11 protein-coding genes are annotated in these 16451 nt (G+C 47.2%); 3 read left to right on the top strand and 8 right to left on the bottom strand.

Translation table 11 applies throughout. The annotated features are described in order from the left end of the window. Positions 1-349: 349 nt before the first annotated feature. Together H6570_10395 and H6570_10390 are read right to left on the bottom strand one after the other, a co-directional pair. Positions 350-1258, bottom strand: coding sequence for a sugar phosphate isomerase/epimerase (locus tag H6570_10395; protein ID MCB9319683.1), 909 nt, complete (start codon positions 1256-1258; stop codon positions 350-352). Between the two features lie 169 nt (positions 1259-1427). Further along, on the bottom strand, positions 1428-2726 hold the full coding sequence (locus H6570_10390; GenBank protein ID MCB9319682.1) for a Gfo/Idh/MocA family oxidoreductase: 1299 nt from the start codon (positions 2724-2726) through the stop codon (positions 1428-1430). A gap of 336 nt (positions 2727-3062) precedes the next feature. On the opposite strand from H6570_10390, the gene katG reads away from it, so the two are divergent. Then, entirely contained in the window at positions 3063-5276 is a 2214-nt protein-coding gene (gene katG / locus H6570_10385; GenBank protein ID MCB9319681.1) for a catalase/peroxidase HPI, read from the top strand. Positions 5277-5532: 256 nt separating this feature from the next. Here katG and H6570_10380 read toward each other — a convergent pair whose 3' ends face one another. Further along, positions 5533-7197 (bottom strand): formate--tetrahydrofolate ligase, encoded by a 1665-nt coding sequence (locus tag H6570_10380; GenBank protein MCB9319680.1) that lies wholly within the window; start codon positions 7195-7197, stop codon positions 5533-5535. A gap of 385 nt (positions 7198-7582) precedes the next feature. On the opposite strand from H6570_10380, the gene H6570_10375 reads away from it, so the two are divergent. Both H6570_10375 and H6570_10370 read left to right on the top strand, forming a co-directional pair. Further along, positions 7583-7930 carry a LytTR family transcriptional regulator gene (locus H6570_10375; protein MCB9319679.1) on the top strand — a complete coding sequence of 116 codons (348 nt, stop codon included), beginning with the start codon at positions 7583-7585 and terminating at the stop codon, positions 7928-7930. A 116-nt stretch (positions 7931-8046) separates the two neighbouring features. After that, on the top strand, positions 8047-8400 hold the full coding sequence (locus H6570_10370; GenBank protein ID MCB9319678.1) for a LytTR family transcriptional regulator: 354 nt from the start codon (positions 8047-8049) through the stop codon (positions 8398-8400). A gap of 187 nt (positions 8401-8587) precedes the next feature. On the opposite strand, the gene H6570_10365 is transcribed toward H6570_10370, so the two are convergent. The 5 genes from H6570_10365 to H6570_10345 form a co-directional block, all read right to left on the bottom strand. Next, positions 8588-9658 carry a Gfo/Idh/MocA family oxidoreductase gene (locus H6570_10365; protein ID MCB9319677.1) on the bottom strand — a complete coding sequence of 357 codons (1071 nt, stop codon included), beginning with the start codon at positions 9656-9658 and terminating at the stop codon, positions 8588-8590. A 96-nt stretch (positions 9659-9754) separates the two neighbouring features. Next, complete coding sequence (locus H6570_10360) at positions 9755-10504, bottom strand: response regulator transcription factor (GenBank protein ID MCB9319676.1); 750 nt, start codon at positions 10502-10504, stop codon at positions 9755-9757. Further along, complete coding sequence (locus H6570_10355) at positions 10486-13173, bottom strand: histidine kinase (GenBank protein ID MCB9319675.1); 2688 nt, start codon at positions 13171-13173, stop codon at positions 10486-10488. The genes H6570_10360 and H6570_10355 overlap by 19 nt, the downstream gene beginning before the upstream one ends. Before the next feature lie 239 nt (positions 13174-13412). Beyond that, positions 13413-14852, bottom strand: a complete 1440-nt coding sequence (locus H6570_10350) for a sulfatase (GenBank protein ID MCB9319674.1) — start codon at positions 14850-14852, stop codon at positions 13413-13415. Positions 14853-14869: 17 nt separating this feature from the next. Further along, on the bottom strand, positions 14870-16423 hold the full coding sequence (locus H6570_10345) for a long-chain fatty acid--CoA ligase (protein MCB9319673.1): 1554 nt from the start codon (positions 16421-16423) through the stop codon (positions 14870-14872). Between the last annotated feature and the right edge of the window lie 28 nt (positions 16424-16451).

Genomic DNA, 16451 nt, shown 5'->3' with positions numbered 1-16451 from the left:
AATGGTGGATGTCACTTACAAATCTACATTCATACACCAAACAAGGAATGGCTATAGCGAGGGAGAGTAACCACTAAGGCACGAAGGACACGAAGAGCAGTAGGGATTTGCTGCTGCAAATGGTGGATGTCACTAACAAATCTACATTTACCAAACAAGGAATGGCTATAGCGTGGGAGAGTAACCACCAAGGTACAAAAGCCCCAAGCCCCATGCTCCATGCTCTCTACTCCATGCTCCATGCTCCATGCTCCATGCCCCATGCTCCATGCTCTCTACTCCATGCTCCATGCTCCATGCTCCATGCTCCATGCTCCATGCCCCATGCTCCATGCCCCACGCACCTATATCATCTCGCAAAGATGTCGTCCATCCTGCGGTTGATGTCTTTCAGGCGATTCAGGTCACCGCCTTTCACTTCGGCGCTGCCCCAGCCGGCGGTATATCCTGCAGCAGTTAGTGCCTTGTTTACGGCAGCCCAGTTGCAGTCATCGTCACCGATCTCAACCTCAAAGCCCTTCCAGATGCCTTCCTCAACCTGTTTCTTGCGGCTATAGCCTTTGATGTCTACCTTTAAAATACGTTTACCCAGGATCGAGATCCACTGATCCGGCCATGCATATCGTACCAGGTTGCCGACATCCATGTACCAGCCGATCATGTTATCATCAAAAGTATCAATGTACCGGGCTGCTTCCAGAGGGCTCAGGAGGAAGTTATTCCATACATTCTCAATGGCAATCCGGACTCCGGTCTCATGGGCAGTAGGCAACATTTTTTTGATTTCCGGAATGGACCGGTCCCAGGCCTGATCGTAGCGTACCTGATCGTTGACTACAGCTGGTACGACAAGAACGGTTGTGCCTCCATATTTTTTACACATTTTCAGACCCTCAATGGTCGCGTCCACACATGCCTGCCGCACTGCTGGGTCCGGATCGGAAAGCGGTTGTTTCCAATGCACAGAGTTGATCACGCCGGGAATCTGCAGACCGGTTTTTGCTTTGGCCTCGAGCACCTCATCGGTATTCAGATCGTTGGGCCAATCTAATTCGATACCCTGAAATCCGGCATCCTTGGCTATCTGGAATTTTTCCAGCACGGAATCTCCGGCCTGGATCATGCCGTATTTCAGGCTCTTAAACCGAAGCGGCTGATCCTGGGTGAATAAATTTTTACCGCGATACCAGCCGGGTACCAGGGCTCCTCCGGTAAGCAAAGCGGATTGCCTGATGAACGTACGACGAGGTTGTTTCATTCAAAATTGTTTATTTGTAGATCTGTTTATTAGGCTTTTATTCTAACCACACACCTTAATCACCTCATGTTCATAAGTTAATGCGTTGAATAGAGTATGCATGCTCAAGCCATAGCAATTATTGTATATGCTATACGCGATGCCTGATTTAACTCAATAACATAAATCTTTAGACGAATGGCGTTTTGCCGGGTTGAGGTACCGGGGCCAGCGGCCAGGTCATATCCCAATGGTATTCATCCAGCGTCGGGCCTAATACCTCCTGCGAATTGAGCGCTTCATCCCAGGTCAGTGTCTTGCCGGTATAGGCGGCCATTCTTCCCCAGATCGCCAGCATGGTTGAATGTGCCATGCGAACTCCATCAAAAAATGGTTTGCCACTGCGGATGGAAGCAAATAACTCATCGTGCTCATTTTGATACATGTCCTTGCCTTCGCCTTCCCATTTCCAGTTTTTCTTGCCGGAGATCTCGTGGCGATTCCAGACATCAATGTCACAGCGTCCCTTGGTGCCGGTAATCTCCAGGCCATATGCCCGGGAGCAACCTTCCTGTTGTCTGGAGAAGTGGAACCCGCGGGCTCCATTGGGGTATTCATAGGTTACTGCAAAATGGTCAAATACATTGCCGTATTCTTCTCCTGTCCGGCTTTGTCTGCCTCCGGTGCCGGTAGCTTTTACCGGAAGTACATCACCCATGGCCCAGGACATCATATCGAGGCTGTGGATCGCCTGTTCGACGATGTGATCACCCGACATCCAGCTACGGTAGATCCAGTTGCGCATCATCTCTTCGAATTTGGACCAGCCGGCTTGTGGTTCGTGGTACCAGACATTCCCGGTATTGTAGGTATTGTAGATGGAGTTGATATCCCCTATGTCACCATCCAGGATGCGTGAAAATGTGGCACGCTTGGGATCATCATGTCGCCAGCAAAAACCGGACATCATGGCCAGGCCTTTGGCTTTGGCCTGATTGGCCACTTCGATCACCTTGCGGACACCGGGCGCATCTACGGCTACCGGTTTTTCCGTGAATATGTGTTTCCCGGCTGCTACAGCGGCCTCCAGATGACCGGGGCGAAAGCAGGGTGGGGTAGCCAGGATGACCACGTCTACATCGGTGGCCAATAACTTTTTATAGGCATCAAATCCGAGGAATTGATTTTCCTTGGGAACCTGCACTTTTGATGGATTTTCCTTTTGCAGGTTTTCCAGTGATTTTTGCAGGTTATCCGGAAACAGGTCCGCCATGTGGGTCAACAGGACGTTGTCGTCGGCGCGGGTGGCCTGTAGGGCAGCACCTGAACCCCGGCCGCCACAGCCGATCAAACCGACCTTCAGCGTGTCACTGTTGTTGAAAAGTCGTTGGTTTTTGGATGTCAAAACCTGAAAACCAAGAGTAGATCCTGCCAGGAGGGTACCGGAAGTTTTTACGAATGTCCGGCGATCGGTTTTTGAACCTTGCATGTTGTTTGATTAGGGTTTAAAAAATTAAGTCATCCAATTTAAAGGATTTTAGTCCGTGAGTAAACAAATGGCATGAAAAAGTCTTGAATAGTATGGAAAAATGTGTGCGCGAACATTTGGTGTCTGGAATTTAGAGATGAGGACGAATGATGTGGTAATTATCCTGCACTCCAGTCTCTTTCTTGAATAGTGCACATTCTGGTTTTTCAAACGCGGTAAGGAATTTGAAGTACGATATAGACGGCATCGATCAATACATAAAATATATTGATGAAAGTTAACAGTCGATTTGTCGTAACTTGGGTTGTTAATTGAACTAAAGCTTAATAATAAATTATGGATAATACATCACATGCACACCATGCTTCTACCAATGGAGCTGGCAAGTGTCCATTTAACCACACAGCGGGAGGAGGAACCAACAATCAGGATTGGTGGCCAAACCGGCTGAAATTGAACATCTTGCGTCAGCACAGCAAATTGTCCAATCCGATGGATGAGCAGTTTGATTATGCTGAAGCATTTAAGCAACTGGATTATGAAGGGTTGAAAAAAGACCTTCGTGACCTGATGACCGACTCACAGGATTGGTGGCCGGCAGACTTTGGAAATTACGGACCGTTATTTATCCGGATGGCCTGGCACAGTGCTGGAACCTACCGTATCGGTGATGGTCGTGGAGGAGGAGGAAACGGTAACCAGCGCTTCGCTCCGCTTAACAGCTGGCCCGATAATGCCAACCTGGATAAGGCGCGCCGGTTGCTGTGGCCGATCAAGCAGAAATATGGCAAGAACATATCCTGGGCCGACCTGATGATCCTGGCTGGTAATGTTGCCCTCGAATCCATGGGCTTCAAAACCTTCGGATATGGTGGCGGCCGGGAAGATATCTGGGAACCGGAAGAGGATGTGTATTGGGGTGCTGAAAGCGAATGGCTGGGCGATAAGCGTTACAGTGGAAAGCGCGACCTGGAAAATCCCCTGGCAGCCGTTCAGATGGGACTAATCTATGTAAACCCGGAAGGTCCCAACGGAAATCCGGATCCGGTAGCTGCAGCCATTGACATCCGCGAGACGTTTAAACGTATGGCGATGAACGACGAAGAAACAGTTGCTCTCATTGCCGGAGGACACTCATTTGGTAAGACCCACGGTGCCGGGGACGCTAAACTCGTTGGCCCGGAGCCGGAAGCTGCCGGTATTGAAGAGCAAGGACTCGGATGGGCAAGCCGTTACGGTTCTGGTAAGGGCGCCGACGCCATTACCGGCGGACCTGAGGTTACCTGGACCGAGACGCCGACGAAATGGAGTAATGACTTTTTCGAAAATCTCTTCGGATTTGAGTGGGAGTTGATGAAAAGCCCGGCAGGTGCCCATCAATGGAGACCTAAAGGTGGTGCTGGCGCCGGTAAGATCCCGGATGCTTTTGATGCATCCAAAAAGCATGTGCCTACCATGCTGACGACCGACTTGTCGCTGCGCTTTGATCCGATCTACGAAAAGATCTCACGCCGGTTCTATGAGAACCCGGATGAGTTTGCAGATGCTTTCGCCCGTGCCTGGTTCAAACTGACACACCGGGATATGGGACCGATTGCCCGTTATCTTGGACCGGAAGTTCCCAAAGAAGCGTTGATCTGGCAGGATCCGGTACCTAAAGTCAATCACAAATTGATCGATGCACAGGATATCGATGTCCTGAAACATAAAATTCTGGGTCTTGGCATTCCCGTGGGAACACTGGTCGCAACAGCCTGGGGTTCAGCATCTACCTTCCGAGGATCAGATATGCGGGGAGGAGCCAATGGCGCCCGCATTCGCCTGGCACCGCAGAAAGACTGGAAAGTGAATAACCCCGAGCAACTGGCTAAAGTCTTGACCGCTCTCGAAGGAATTCAGAAGGAGTTTAATGCGGCTCAGACCAGTGGTAAAAAAGTGTCCCTGGCGGACCTGATCGTCCTGGCCGGTTGCGCAGCTGTAGAAAAAGGCGCAAAGGATGCCGGATCTGACGTAAAGGTGTCATTCACTCCTGGCCGCACAGATGCTACCCAGGAACAAACCGACGTAGAAGCCTTTGAACCATTGGAGCCGGTGGCCGATGGATTCCGTAATTACCTGAAAACCAAATATGCCGTTCCTTCGGAAGCATTACTGGTAGACCGTGCCCAACTCCTGACCTTAACAGCTCCCGAAATGACGGTGCTGGTCGGTGGGATGCGTGTATTGGGTGCGAATTACGATCATTCCCAAAACGGAGTATTTACGAAGCATCCCGGCCAGTTGACGAACGACTTTTTTGTCCATCTGCTGGATATGGGAACCGTATGGGCTGATACTTCAGGAGAGCAGGAGGTATTTGAAGGCAGAGACCGTAAGACCGGCGCTAAAAAATGGACCGCTACACGGGCAGATTTGATCTTCGGATCAAATTCAGAGCTTCGTGCTATCGGAGAAGTTTATGCAAGTGCAGACGGCAAGCAGAAATTTGTGAAAGATTTCATTGCTGCCTGGACCAAAGTGATGAATTTAGACCGGTTTGATCTAAAGTGATCTGCATTAAGATCAGAGAATAATTAATTATGAAGCGGTCCGAAAGGGCCGCTTTTTGTTTGGTGTGTTCTGTGATGGGTAATACGGATCTCCAGGTGTGTGATATGCGGGTCATTCGCAACGACCATTATTCAACAGAAGTCAAGACAAGGGCGTACGTAAAGTTCAGCCTGCTGTCGATAACCCAAGCCCATCCTTTTAATCTATAGAGAACAGATCTGTAGACTGACCCGATTGACAGTGGTATTTGATATAATCAGAATAGTCCGGTGATCACGCCGTCCTTGTCGATGTCCATACCTTCGGCAGCGGGAATAGCCGGTAATCCCGGCATGCGCATCATATCCCCGGTGATGGGCACAATAAATCCTGCACCTGCGGCGATTTCGATTTCCCGTACGGTGATGTTGAAGTTTTCCGGCCGGCCAATGAGCGCCGGATTATCGGACAATGACTTTTGTGTTTTTGCCATACAGACGGCCAGGTCAGAAAGGCCAAGTTGCTCGATCTTCTTGAGGTCCTTCCTGGCCTGAGAGGTATATTCCACATCATCGGCGCCATAGATCCTGGTGGCGATGGTTTTGATTTTCTTCTTCACCGGATCAGTCCAGTTATAAAGCGGTTTGAAGGTAGATTGCTGTTCAGCGGCATCCCGGACCGCCTCAGCAAGTCCGGTGGCACCGGCACCGCCGTCTCCCCAGACATTGGCTACGATGGCTTTCACACCAATGGAAGCGCAGAACGTCTGGATCAGGTTTAATTCTTCATCACTGTCACTGATAAATTTGTTGATGGCTACCACTGGAGTAAGGCCAAACTGGCGGACATTCTCCAAATGTTTTTGCAGGTTGGGCAGCCCTTTCTCCAGAGCCCCTGTATCAGGCGTTGTCAGGGTCTTCAAAGAAGCTCCACCGTGGTATTTCAGAGCGCGGACCGTGGCCACCAACACTACGGCAGATGGTGTCAGTCCAGCGCTTTGACATTTGATATCCAGGAATTTTTCTCCTCCCAGGTCAAAACCGAAACCAGCTTCCGTGACCACATATTCAGACAGAGAAAGGCCCATGCGAGTGGCGATGACGGTGTTGGTTCCCTGGGCAATGTTGGCGAAAGGACCTCCGTGAATGATGGCGGGGTTCCCTTCCAGTGTCTGCACCAGGTTGGGTTTGATGGCATCTTTCATAAGTACCGCCATAGCGCCGGGGGCTTTCAGGTCGCGGGCAAATACCGGCTGATCATCGAATGTCTGGCCGATGTAAATATTGCCCATGCGGCGTTTCAGGTCTTCGAAGTCATCGGAGAGACACAGGATGGCCATGATCTCGGAAGCCACGGTAATGTCGAAACCAGACTCCCTGGGTACGCCCATGGTGGTGCCGCCCAGTCCGATCACGATCTTACGCAGGGCTCGGTCATTCATATCCATGACCCGCTTCCAGGTGATGGTGCGCGGGTCGATGCCCAGGCTGAATTTTTTGTTTTGCAGGTTGTTGTCCAGCAGTGCTGCCAGGAGATTGTGAGTCTTCTCCACTGCTGAGAAGTCACCGGTAAAATGGAGGTTGATGTCTTCCATCGGTACCACTTGTGAGTAGCCGCCTCCGGTAGCTCCACCTTTGATGCCAAAGACCGGGCCAAGGGACGGTTCCCGCAGCACAGCAGTCGCCTGTTTGCCGATCCGGTTCAGCCCTTCGGTAAGCCCGATGGTCACGGTTGTCTTTCCTTCACCTGCCGGCGTGGGAGATATGGCAGAAACCAGGATCAGCTTGTTTTTCCGGTAAGCTTCCGGATTGATAAGTGACAGGGGCAGTTTGGCTTTGTAGTGGCCGTAATATTCCAGGTCGGATTCCGGGATGGATAGTTTTTGTGCGATTTCCCGGATAGGCTTAAGGGGAATCTGACGGGCGATTTCCAGATCGGTCATGGCTATGTTTATTTTGGTTTGCTAAGATAAAGACATTTTAGTAGAGGCATGTCTTGACGGATATAATCTCTGTCAGGGGCAAAGATGATGCCGCTATTGTTTTGACGAGGGGCTTCTGTAGCTACCTCAGGAGACTCAATCGGGTCGGTTATTTCTGTGAAGATCAATATGTGATCAATCTGATATCAATTTGGGGACCTTATGCGGAAAATACTTTTTAACTACACCATGTGATGTGGAATTCAGGTGTATTAATCTGGTTTTGACCACCTGGTTGAAAATGTAGGAATACCTGGAATTACGCCTGAAGAAACTCTTTTAGGGTCAAGTAGGGGGTTACCTTTTAGCGGACCTTGCATAAAATACAAACACCAAAGACTATGGAATGCCGGTACCCAGTGTCAGAATAGCCCTCACCAATGGAAATGGATATGTGTTCAAGTCATCCAGTGACTTGATGTATTGTGTGGCAGATGGTAGTTATTGCCGGTTGTATTTCCATCCCGAAGGCAAGTACATGAGTACAAAGTCGTTAGGCAAAATTGAAGCATTGATTTCAGAGGCAAACTTCATCCGTATTCACAAGTCCCATCTGGTAAATATGTTGTATGTCAAGGAGGTAAACAATCTAACCGGACACCAGGTGGTAATGAAAAATGGGGAAGAACTAACTTACAGCAGGAATAAAAAACAGGAAATCCTGGATTACTTTCAGAGAGTGAAAAGTGAATGAATTACCGATTGTGGAGAATTTATACCACAAATCTAATAAATACATCCAATTATCCAAAATTGGATTTAAAGTAAATGAAGGACAACTAATTTACTAAACGGAACAACCATTTATCATTGAGATCAATATTGCCAAACAATCCCAATAACACGGTAGCCGTTGCTTTGAGTACTGGCTACCGTTTTATCGCTACCGAAGATATTTTGTATTGTGAGGCAGAAGGTAATTATACACACCTATACCTTGATGATGGTCAGCGACTCTCAACTGCCAAGAGCATCAAGCAGATACTAAATCTATTACCTTCTGAAGAATTCGTACGCATCCATCATTCCTATGCGGTTAATTTGGATCATGTACTCAGATTATTGGTTGAACCTGAACCAATTGTGGAATTGCGCAATGGCTCCCGTATTAATGTGAGCCGACGAAAAAAAAGGTCCTTGCTAGATCATTATATCATATTGTAGAACTCGAAATATTGATTAATAAACAACTTGTTTAAGAATTTTAGAATGGTGTTTATTTAAGTAGTGGAGCTTACTCCTATAGGGTTGACATGAAAATGTCAACTGCTAGATTCTTGTACCCATGTCAGTTAGATAATTCATGAACAAAGCCATAGTGATCTACCCGATTACTGTGGCTAAATTTTTTTTACAGCTCCACCGTCTTTCCGGTCTTAAAACTTTCATCTGCTGCGAGTACGATACGCAGACTATTGATGGCATCTTCCATATGCTGACTCAAGTCTTTATCATGGACAATGGCATCCAATAATACTTCCTGTTCCAGTTTGCACAATGCATCGTGATCAGGCTCATCTTTGGTGCTGAACCATTCGTCTTTTTTGCTGAACTGACCGTCAGACCCGCGATCTGCATGGTGTACCAGCAAGCCTCCGGTCTTGGAGTGACTGTCAATATCTGCTGAATCATCAGAGCGCTCACCACTTTGGTCTACGATGCTGACACAGCCTTTTGGGCCGATCACATCCTTGACAAAAAAGGCTGTCTCACTCATCATGGGACCCCATCCTGCTTCGTACCAACCGACAGACCCGTCCGAAAAAGTCACCTGCAGGTGTCCATAGTTGTACATGTCCGGTGCTACTTCATCCGTCAGCCTCGCGCCGATGCCGCTCACCCTGACCGGGCTTGCTCCGGTCATCAGACACATAACATCCACATAATGTACGCCGCAGTCCACGATCGGTGACATCGTCTTCATTAATTCTTTGTGAGTCTTCCACTGGTCTCCGGAACTCTGCTGGTTCAGGTTCATGCGCATCACGAGAGGTTTACCCAGAGATTGTGCAATGCCGATGAATTTGGTCCAGGCGGGATGGACCCGCAGGATATACCCGATGACCAGTTTACGTTTTTTACTTTTGGCCAGGTCGACTATGGCCTGAGCCTCCTCAACCGTATTTGCCAGCGGTTTTTCCATGAACAAATGTGCCCCTGCTTCCAGACTGGCAATGGCATATTCGGCATGTGTTTCCGGATAGGTGTTGATGGATACAACATCGGGTTGAATCGACTTTAGGGCTTCGTGAAAATCGCCGAAAGTGGGATATCCGCCTAACTCCTTGGACAGACGCTCCCGGCTGGCCGGTGTACGGCTTACCAACCCTACAATTTCAAATTCCGGCATTTGGTGATAAGCTCGGGCGTGGGAAGTTCCCATATTTCCACATCCCGCTACCAGGACACGTAAAGGCTTCATGACTGTCTTATTTTGTTTGGTCTCTAAAGTGGTGAAGGTAAAGAATTGTCTATTAATCCTCTAAATGAACCGACAGGAACAAGGTTTGTCAATTCATCATAATCCAAGTGCAGCTAATACTTCGTCCCGGCGCGAACGGGCTACCGGGATACGAGTACCGTCATTCAGGATCAGCTGGATCCCGTCTTTGCGCCTTAATGTTCTGACCTGTCTGATCTGTATGAGATGTGAAAGGTGTACCCGTATAAATCCGGAGTCGGCGAGCAATTCCTCGTAATCTTTTAATGTTCTGCTGACCAGGTAATGGCCTTCTGCTGTGTAGATATGAGTATAATTGTTCTGACCTTCGCAACGTATGATATCATGGATAGCTACAAAGTCAATCCGATCGTGGGATGGTAACGCCAGCGTCTCAAGTTTATTCCTGCGGTGCTGTTCAATCATGGATTGAAGCTGCAGTGTTTGTCTGTTTAGATTGATAAGTTTAATGGCTTTTTCCGTTGCCTCCTTCCACATGGGGACCTCAACTGGTTTCAATAAATAGTCCAGTGCTGAGAAACGGATGGCTTTGATAGCATATTCGTCATAAGCAGTAATAAATATTACCACTGGTAAGGGAGGGGAGAGTTTTTCCAGCAGTTGAAACCCATTTAATTCAGGCATCTGAATATCCAGAAATAATAAATCAAAAGGATCGTTTTGAAAAGCTTCCAGTGCATGTGCAGGGTGTTCGAAATACTGGCACGGAAGATGATTGAAATGGGTATTCATCTGACGCTTGCCAAACTCCAGATTAAACACTTCGTCATCCACCCAGGCTGCACGAATTATTCGATCGGTAACCATAATTCAATCATTGTTCCTGGGTTTTCTTTCCGCTCAGGGAAAGCCGTTGCATAATGCATGCGTGCATGGTGTGAATAATATGTCTCCATCCTTTCTTTACCCAATGCCATTCCCACACCGCCAGGATTCATATTTGCAGGTAGGCCACGTCCATTGTCCGTTATGATAATATGGACCCATTGGTTTTTTCGGGTAAAATTTAGCGTTATTATCCCATCCTGCTGACCAGAGATGCCGTGTTTGATGGCATTTTCCAGATAGGGTTGGATTAATAGTGGTGGAATTTCAATGCTCGGAAGATCGAGGTCCGGATCAATATTCCATTTGACCAGAAAAGGGGACCGCATTTGTTCGAGCTCAAGGTAATTACGTGAAAATTCAATTTCTTGTTGCAGGGAAATCCGCTTCAATCGGTTTGCTTTGAGAATGTTACGAAGGAAATTTGAAAAGGTCTGAATATAATTGGCAGCTTGTTGTGTATGATTCTGGCTGATCATTTCTCGGATAGATGCCAGACTATTAAATAAAAAGTGAGGGTTTAATTGCCCGGTCAGGGCTTGCCATTTTAGATTCAATTGTTGATATTTTCTTGCGTTAGCCTGAAGAATGTATCGCTCCCGGGCCCTGACAATTAATGTGATTAGCAAAAGCAATACAAACCCCATCAACGAGTAGCGAATCAAATTTTGCCGCAATTTTGAATTTTGAAGTTCCAGATCCTGCTTTAATTCCTGTAATCCCCTGTATAATGGGGCAAACCGATTAGGGCCAGCGTAATAAATTTTTTGATGATTATCAAGCAACATCGAAAAAACACTGCTTTCCACGTCATTCTCAGCAATGAATAATGTGTCTAAAATGGTTTCTCCTCCTGCCGGTTGGAAAACAAAAATATGTTCTACGGGTATCCCGGTTTGGTTGGATATTATGGCGGCTAATTTAGGGCTATTCATTTTGGACAGGATGACGATTCGGAGGTCTGCCAACGCTTCTTTGTCCAAATTGATGATAAGATCAGGGTTTATCGGATAATCGCGGTATTGACTGTAAATCAATAGTGGGCCGGGAATAATAGATTGTAAGCTCCGGTTACCCTCCGGTGTTTTGACCAGGAGGTTGGTAAAATACTGGCCTTTCTCCAGACTTTCTCTTTTCTCATAAAGCGCATTTAATGCACTATTTTGAACCGAATCGGGAACTAAATCCTGGAATATCCGGAGTACATGTTGACAGGTGTTTATATCAAATAGGGTGTTGGATAAAATAATTCGTGCGTATTTAAACATCAAATGATTTCGTGCATAATCCTTAAAGTTTTCAATGGCATAATAAAAGCCTGTAAGTGGCTGATAGGATGGAAGATTGTTTAGGGGATTAAAATTTAAACCCCTGTTTTGGATTTTATGATTTACAAGTGCTTCCAGGTATTGAGCATAAACAACCACTTCTTCCGAATGGGGTTGGTAAAGCATTGTGGAGTCGCTATAATGAGAGCCAAAGTCCTGATAACGTATTATGTCATTAAAAGGGAATTGGCTATAGAGGGCATGTGTATAATAGCTGTCATTCCAAACCAACTTTTGAGCCAAGGGATCAGGAGCAGGATTCTCTTCAAGCCAATTCATTTCCAGCCGGTATTGTTTTGCAACCCAATTGAGAAAATTCCCCGGTCCCAATGCGTTTAATTTTACTCGATAATAACCTGAAATGGACATAAATTGATTGCCCCTGTATTTAGTCCAGAATTGCCCAAGTTGTACTGAATTCCATGGATCGTAAGGGGTATGTACGGAAGGTTGTATTCCTTCCCAGGTAATATCCCAATGATCTCCAGGTCTGACAAAGAGCCGTTTTAGCAGTAATGTTTTATTTTGGTTATAAATTTTAATATTTATTAGCGATGGATCCTCAATGGCGTAAGTAGCCTGTAAACTGTGACTGATCTCCAGATTTTGACCATCCAGGGTTGGGTCTGTTTTAAATAACTGAATTTGATAATTTTCTTCCGTTTCCTGGATGTTAAGGGTTAACGCCTGTTGCGGCAGAGGTTTAAATTGATAGTCAAATCGTATGTATAGCTTTTGGCTTGGAAACAGATTGTTCTCTGTAATTAATTGTAATGACCGTTGCCACTCTTTACCTGCTTCTGCTGGAGAACTCCAATTGGTAGCGTTGGATGGATTGAATAAATCCAGGGAAAAGGGAAGCAATTGATTTGGCATACGCGTATGAAAACCGGACAAATATTGCCGGGTCATTGTATCCAGCAGGAGCGGGTCGCCAGAGATCAACTTGCCCGATGAATCGATGATTATACGTACTGTTTCATGCATCCCTATTTCGCGGGCGAAGGTGTACTGGTGGTTCTGTCGGAATAGTCGAGTATTTATTTGTGTAGGAATTAGATTCTGCCAGGTTGCCATCAATTCAAATTGCGATGCATCCAGTTGATTCACCTCGACGCGATAGGTCAGGATGAAGGTTTCAAAATCTTTCAAATCCCTTTCGTTAGGAATGGCATTCTCCGAAGAAATCGATCCCTGGTAAAATGTGATGTTCAATTCGTATTTAATCCCCGGCAGCAATGGGAATACTGGTGCCTTTGCAGAAAGAGCATTTCCAAAACCGATAATCAGAATTGCAGTAATAATGGATAATGTACTCCGCATAATTGAGTGATTAGGTATCCCTAATCTACAAAATTCCATTCGGGTTGTCCAGCACCGATGAGAAGCCGGTACGCCTTATCGAGAATCTGGTAAGGCCCTCAGATTACGTATTTTTTATGCCCCGCATCCCAACCATCCCGCACCTCAAACCTCATACCTACACCTCCTTTCTCCCTCCATCCTTCTCCTTTCTCCCTTCTCCCTTCTCCCTTGTCCCTTGTCCTTTCTCCTTTTTCCCCCTATTCCACTCTTCCGATCGGCCTCCGGTTCTCACCCTCCGCTCCGGTAAGTTCATCACCCAGATCTTTTCTGGCTTCATCAGCGAGCCGTTCCAGTTCCTTTACGATGTCCGGATTGGCAAATTTTACATCATAGCGCTCTCCCGGATCTCTGCGTAGATCATAAAGCCCCCCTTCGAAATTAAAATTCTCATTGTTGGGGCCCGGCATACCGTCTTTACCCGGCGTGAATCCTTCGTAGGTGCGCCCGGGGTGGGGGAATACCAGTTTCCAGTTTCCGTGCCGGATGGCTTCCAGGTTGTTGCGACGGTAATAATAGTAGAATGTCGTGCGAGGGTTGGCATCCGGATCGCCTTTAAGGACATCCCAGATGCTCACACCATCGATGTGTTGCGCGGGTAGTTCTGCGCCGGTAACCTCTGCAATGGTCGGCAACACGTCGATGGCAGAACTTAACCGGTTGGAAATCACTCCGGCGGGTACGTGGTCAGGCCATACTACCAGACAGGGCTCTCGCTGTCCTCCTTCAAAGGAGGTGCCTTTACCTTCACGCAGACCACCGGTACTGCCTGCATGATTGCCATAGTTGATCCATGGACCATTATCGGAAGTGACGATCATCAGGGTGTTTTTAGCAAGTCCCATTTCATCCAGGGTCTTGCGGATCTGACCGATGCTCCAGTCGAGTTCCATGATCACATCACCGTACATGCCCTGCTCGGACTTACCTTTGAATTTATCCGAAACGGCCAGTGGTACGTGGGGCATGGGATGAGCCAGATAAACAAAGAACGGACCTTCCCGGTGTCGTTTGATGAAATCGATCGTCTTCTCGGTAAACATCGTGGTGAACTGGCTCTGATCCGGATTGGTTTCGATCACCGTCTCATTTTCAATCAATGGCAATGGAGGGTAATAATTTTTAGCAGTGGGATGATTCGGCCACATATCATGCGAATAAGGGATTCCCAGGAATTCATCAAAGCCGTGTCTTGGTGGTAAGAACTGAGGCAGATGTCCCAGGTGCCATTTCCCGAAGGCGGCAGTCGCATATCCTTGCTTCTTGAGCATTTGACCAATGGTTTCCTCCTTGTCGCTGATCCCGACTTTGGCGGTATGATCCAGGGCTCCGCTGAAGCCGATCCGATTGGGATAACAGCCGGTCAGTAAACCAGCCCTTGATGCAGAGCAAACAGCCTGCGGTGAGAGAAACTGGGAAAGGACCATGCCGTCTTTTGCCATCTGATCCAGATTGGGTGTCTGGTAGCCCACCGCGCCGGTACGACCAAGATCTCCAAATCCCATATCGTCAAAATACACCAGGATGATATTGGGCGAGTCTGCGACCGGTGTAGAATGGCGATCATGAAAAGCATAAAACAAGCTTCCGGTAGCGAATACTAGCAACCAGGAGCCAAGGGCCAGGATCTTACGATTCATAGGTAAGTGTTGATGATTTAAGCTTGGCGAGTGCGCAATTCTTTCTTTAGGATTTTCCCAGTTGCGCTCATCGGCAAGGTGTTAACAAATTCAATGATTCTGGGGTATTTATACGAAGCAATATGGTCTTTCGTCCATTGCATCAACGTATCCGTGTCTATGGCTGCACCTTTTTTCAATACGACAAAGGCTTTTACTTCTTCACCCAGCTTTTCATCCGGTACACCAATGACTGCAACCATCGAGATGACTTCATTTTTCATCATGACTTCTTCCACTTCCCTGGGATATACATTAAATCCACCGCGGATGATCATGTCTTTGGTCCGATCGACAATGTAATAAAATCCATCCTCATCCTTGATCGCAACATCTCCGGAATACAGCCAACCATTTTTAAGGGTGCTTTTATTGGCTTCTGGTTTTTTGTAATAACCTTTCATCACATTATGCCCCCGGTAGAGGAGTTCTCCTTTCTCTCCGATGGGAACCTCCTGGTCGTGTTCATCAACCAATTTTACTTCAATTCCCCAGGCTGGAGTACCAATACTACCCGGTTTACGGCCTACGTCCAGGTGATTAAATGTGACGACTGGTGATCCTTCTGACATGCCATAACCTTCCAGGATGGGCACATTAAATTTAGCTTCAAAATCTTTTAATACCTGTACCGGTAAAGCAGCTCCACCGGAAGCACAGATCCGCAGTGTTTTGGTGATCTGATCAATGTCAACCGTGGGATCATCATGCATTAACAGACCCCAATACATGGTAGGAACGCCGGCAAAGACTGTCACTTGATGCTTAATCATCAATTTGAGTACGGTATCAGCGTCAAATTTGGGCAACAAGATATTGCTGCCGCCCCGGTAGATCCCTGAATTCATACACACGGTCATCGCAAAGATGTGAAATAGCGGAAGAACCGTTAATGCAACATCAGTATGATCTGCCTTAATCAGGTCACCGGACAAGATGGCATTCAATAATAAATTAGAGTGGGTAAGTTCAGCGCCTTTCGGGCGGCCTGTTGTTCCGGAGGTGTAAATAATCACGGCCGTATCTTCCGCAGAGGTTTGAGCTGTCTCAATGGTTGGTGCCTGCCCCTTCATCAACATTCCCAGGGTGGAAACTCCTGGTATGGAGGGTGGATCGGTAGGTTTAGCCGTGATCAGGTAAAATTGCTGGCAACCGGCGACCTGATCGAATCCGGCTTTTCCTTCTGTACCCATGGGCAAAGCTTCATTGCCTTCAAAACAGAAATAAGCCTTTGCTTCGGAATCACTCAGATGATAGGCGATTTCATCCTGCTTCAATAATACACTTAATGGCACAACGACAGCTCCAGCTTTAAGGATACCAAAATAGATGATTGGGAAATAGGGCAGGTTCAAACAGCTTAATCCGACCTTATCTCCTGGTTGTATACCCTGATTTCTCAGGCCATTCGCTACCTGGTTGGCAGCTGCATTGACTTGTGCATAGGTGAGTGCGGTGTCCATAAATTGGAAGGCCATTTTATTCGGGTACCGGCGGGCACTATCTTCCAGGATGACAGCTAAATTTAACATTGACTCTAAAGGTTTTTTGGTTATTGAT

This window comes from Lewinellaceae bacterium (assembly GCA_020636135.1).
In the GTDB taxonomy this organism is placed as follows: Bacteria; Bacteroidota; Bacteroidia; order Chitinophagales; family Saprospiraceae; genus JAGQXC01.
Note: the sequence above shows the minus strand (reverse complement) of the source record. Positions and strands in the feature narration are given on the sequence as shown.

What these genes read in the sequence shown, in the direction of transcription:
- H6570_10395 (MCB9319683.1), bottom strand. Translation starts at nt 1,258, where the DNA reads ATGAAACAACCTCGTCGTACGTTCATCAGGCAATCCGCTTTGCTTACC.
- H6570_10390 (MCB9319682.1), bottom strand. Translation starts at nt 2,726, where the DNA reads ATGCAAGGTTCAAAAACCGATCGCCGGACATTCGTAAAAACTTCCGGT.
- katG (MCB9319681.1), top strand. Translation starts at nt 3,063, where the DNA reads ATGGATAATACATCACATGCACACCATGCTTCTACCAATGGAGCTGGC.
- H6570_10380 (MCB9319680.1), bottom strand. Translation starts at nt 7,197, where the DNA reads ATGACCGATCTGGAAATCGCCCGTCAGATTCCCCTTAAGCCTATCCGG.
- H6570_10375 (MCB9319679.1), top strand. Translation starts at nt 7,583, where the DNA reads ATGCCGGTACCCAGTGTCAGAATAGCCCTCACCAATGGAAATGGATAT.
- H6570_10365 (MCB9319677.1), bottom strand. Translation starts at nt 9,658, where the DNA reads ATGAAGCCTTTACGTGTCCTGGTAGCGGGATGTGGAAATATGGGAACT.
- H6570_10360 (MCB9319676.1), bottom strand. Translation starts at nt 10,504, where the DNA reads ATGGTTACCGATCGAATAATTCGTGCAGCCTGGGTGGATGACGAAGTG.
- H6570_10355 (MCB9319675.1), bottom strand. Translation starts at nt 13,173, where the DNA reads ATGCGGAGTACATTATCCATTATTACTGCAATTCTGATTATCGGTTTT.
- H6570_10350 (MCB9319674.1), bottom strand. Translation starts at nt 14,852, where the DNA reads ATGAATCGTAAGATCCTGGCCCTTGGCTCCTGGTTGCTAGTATTCGCT.
- H6570_10345 (MCB9319673.1), bottom strand. Translation starts at nt 16,423, where the DNA reads ATGTTAAATTTAGCTGTCATCCTGGAAGATAGTGCCCGCCGGTACCCG.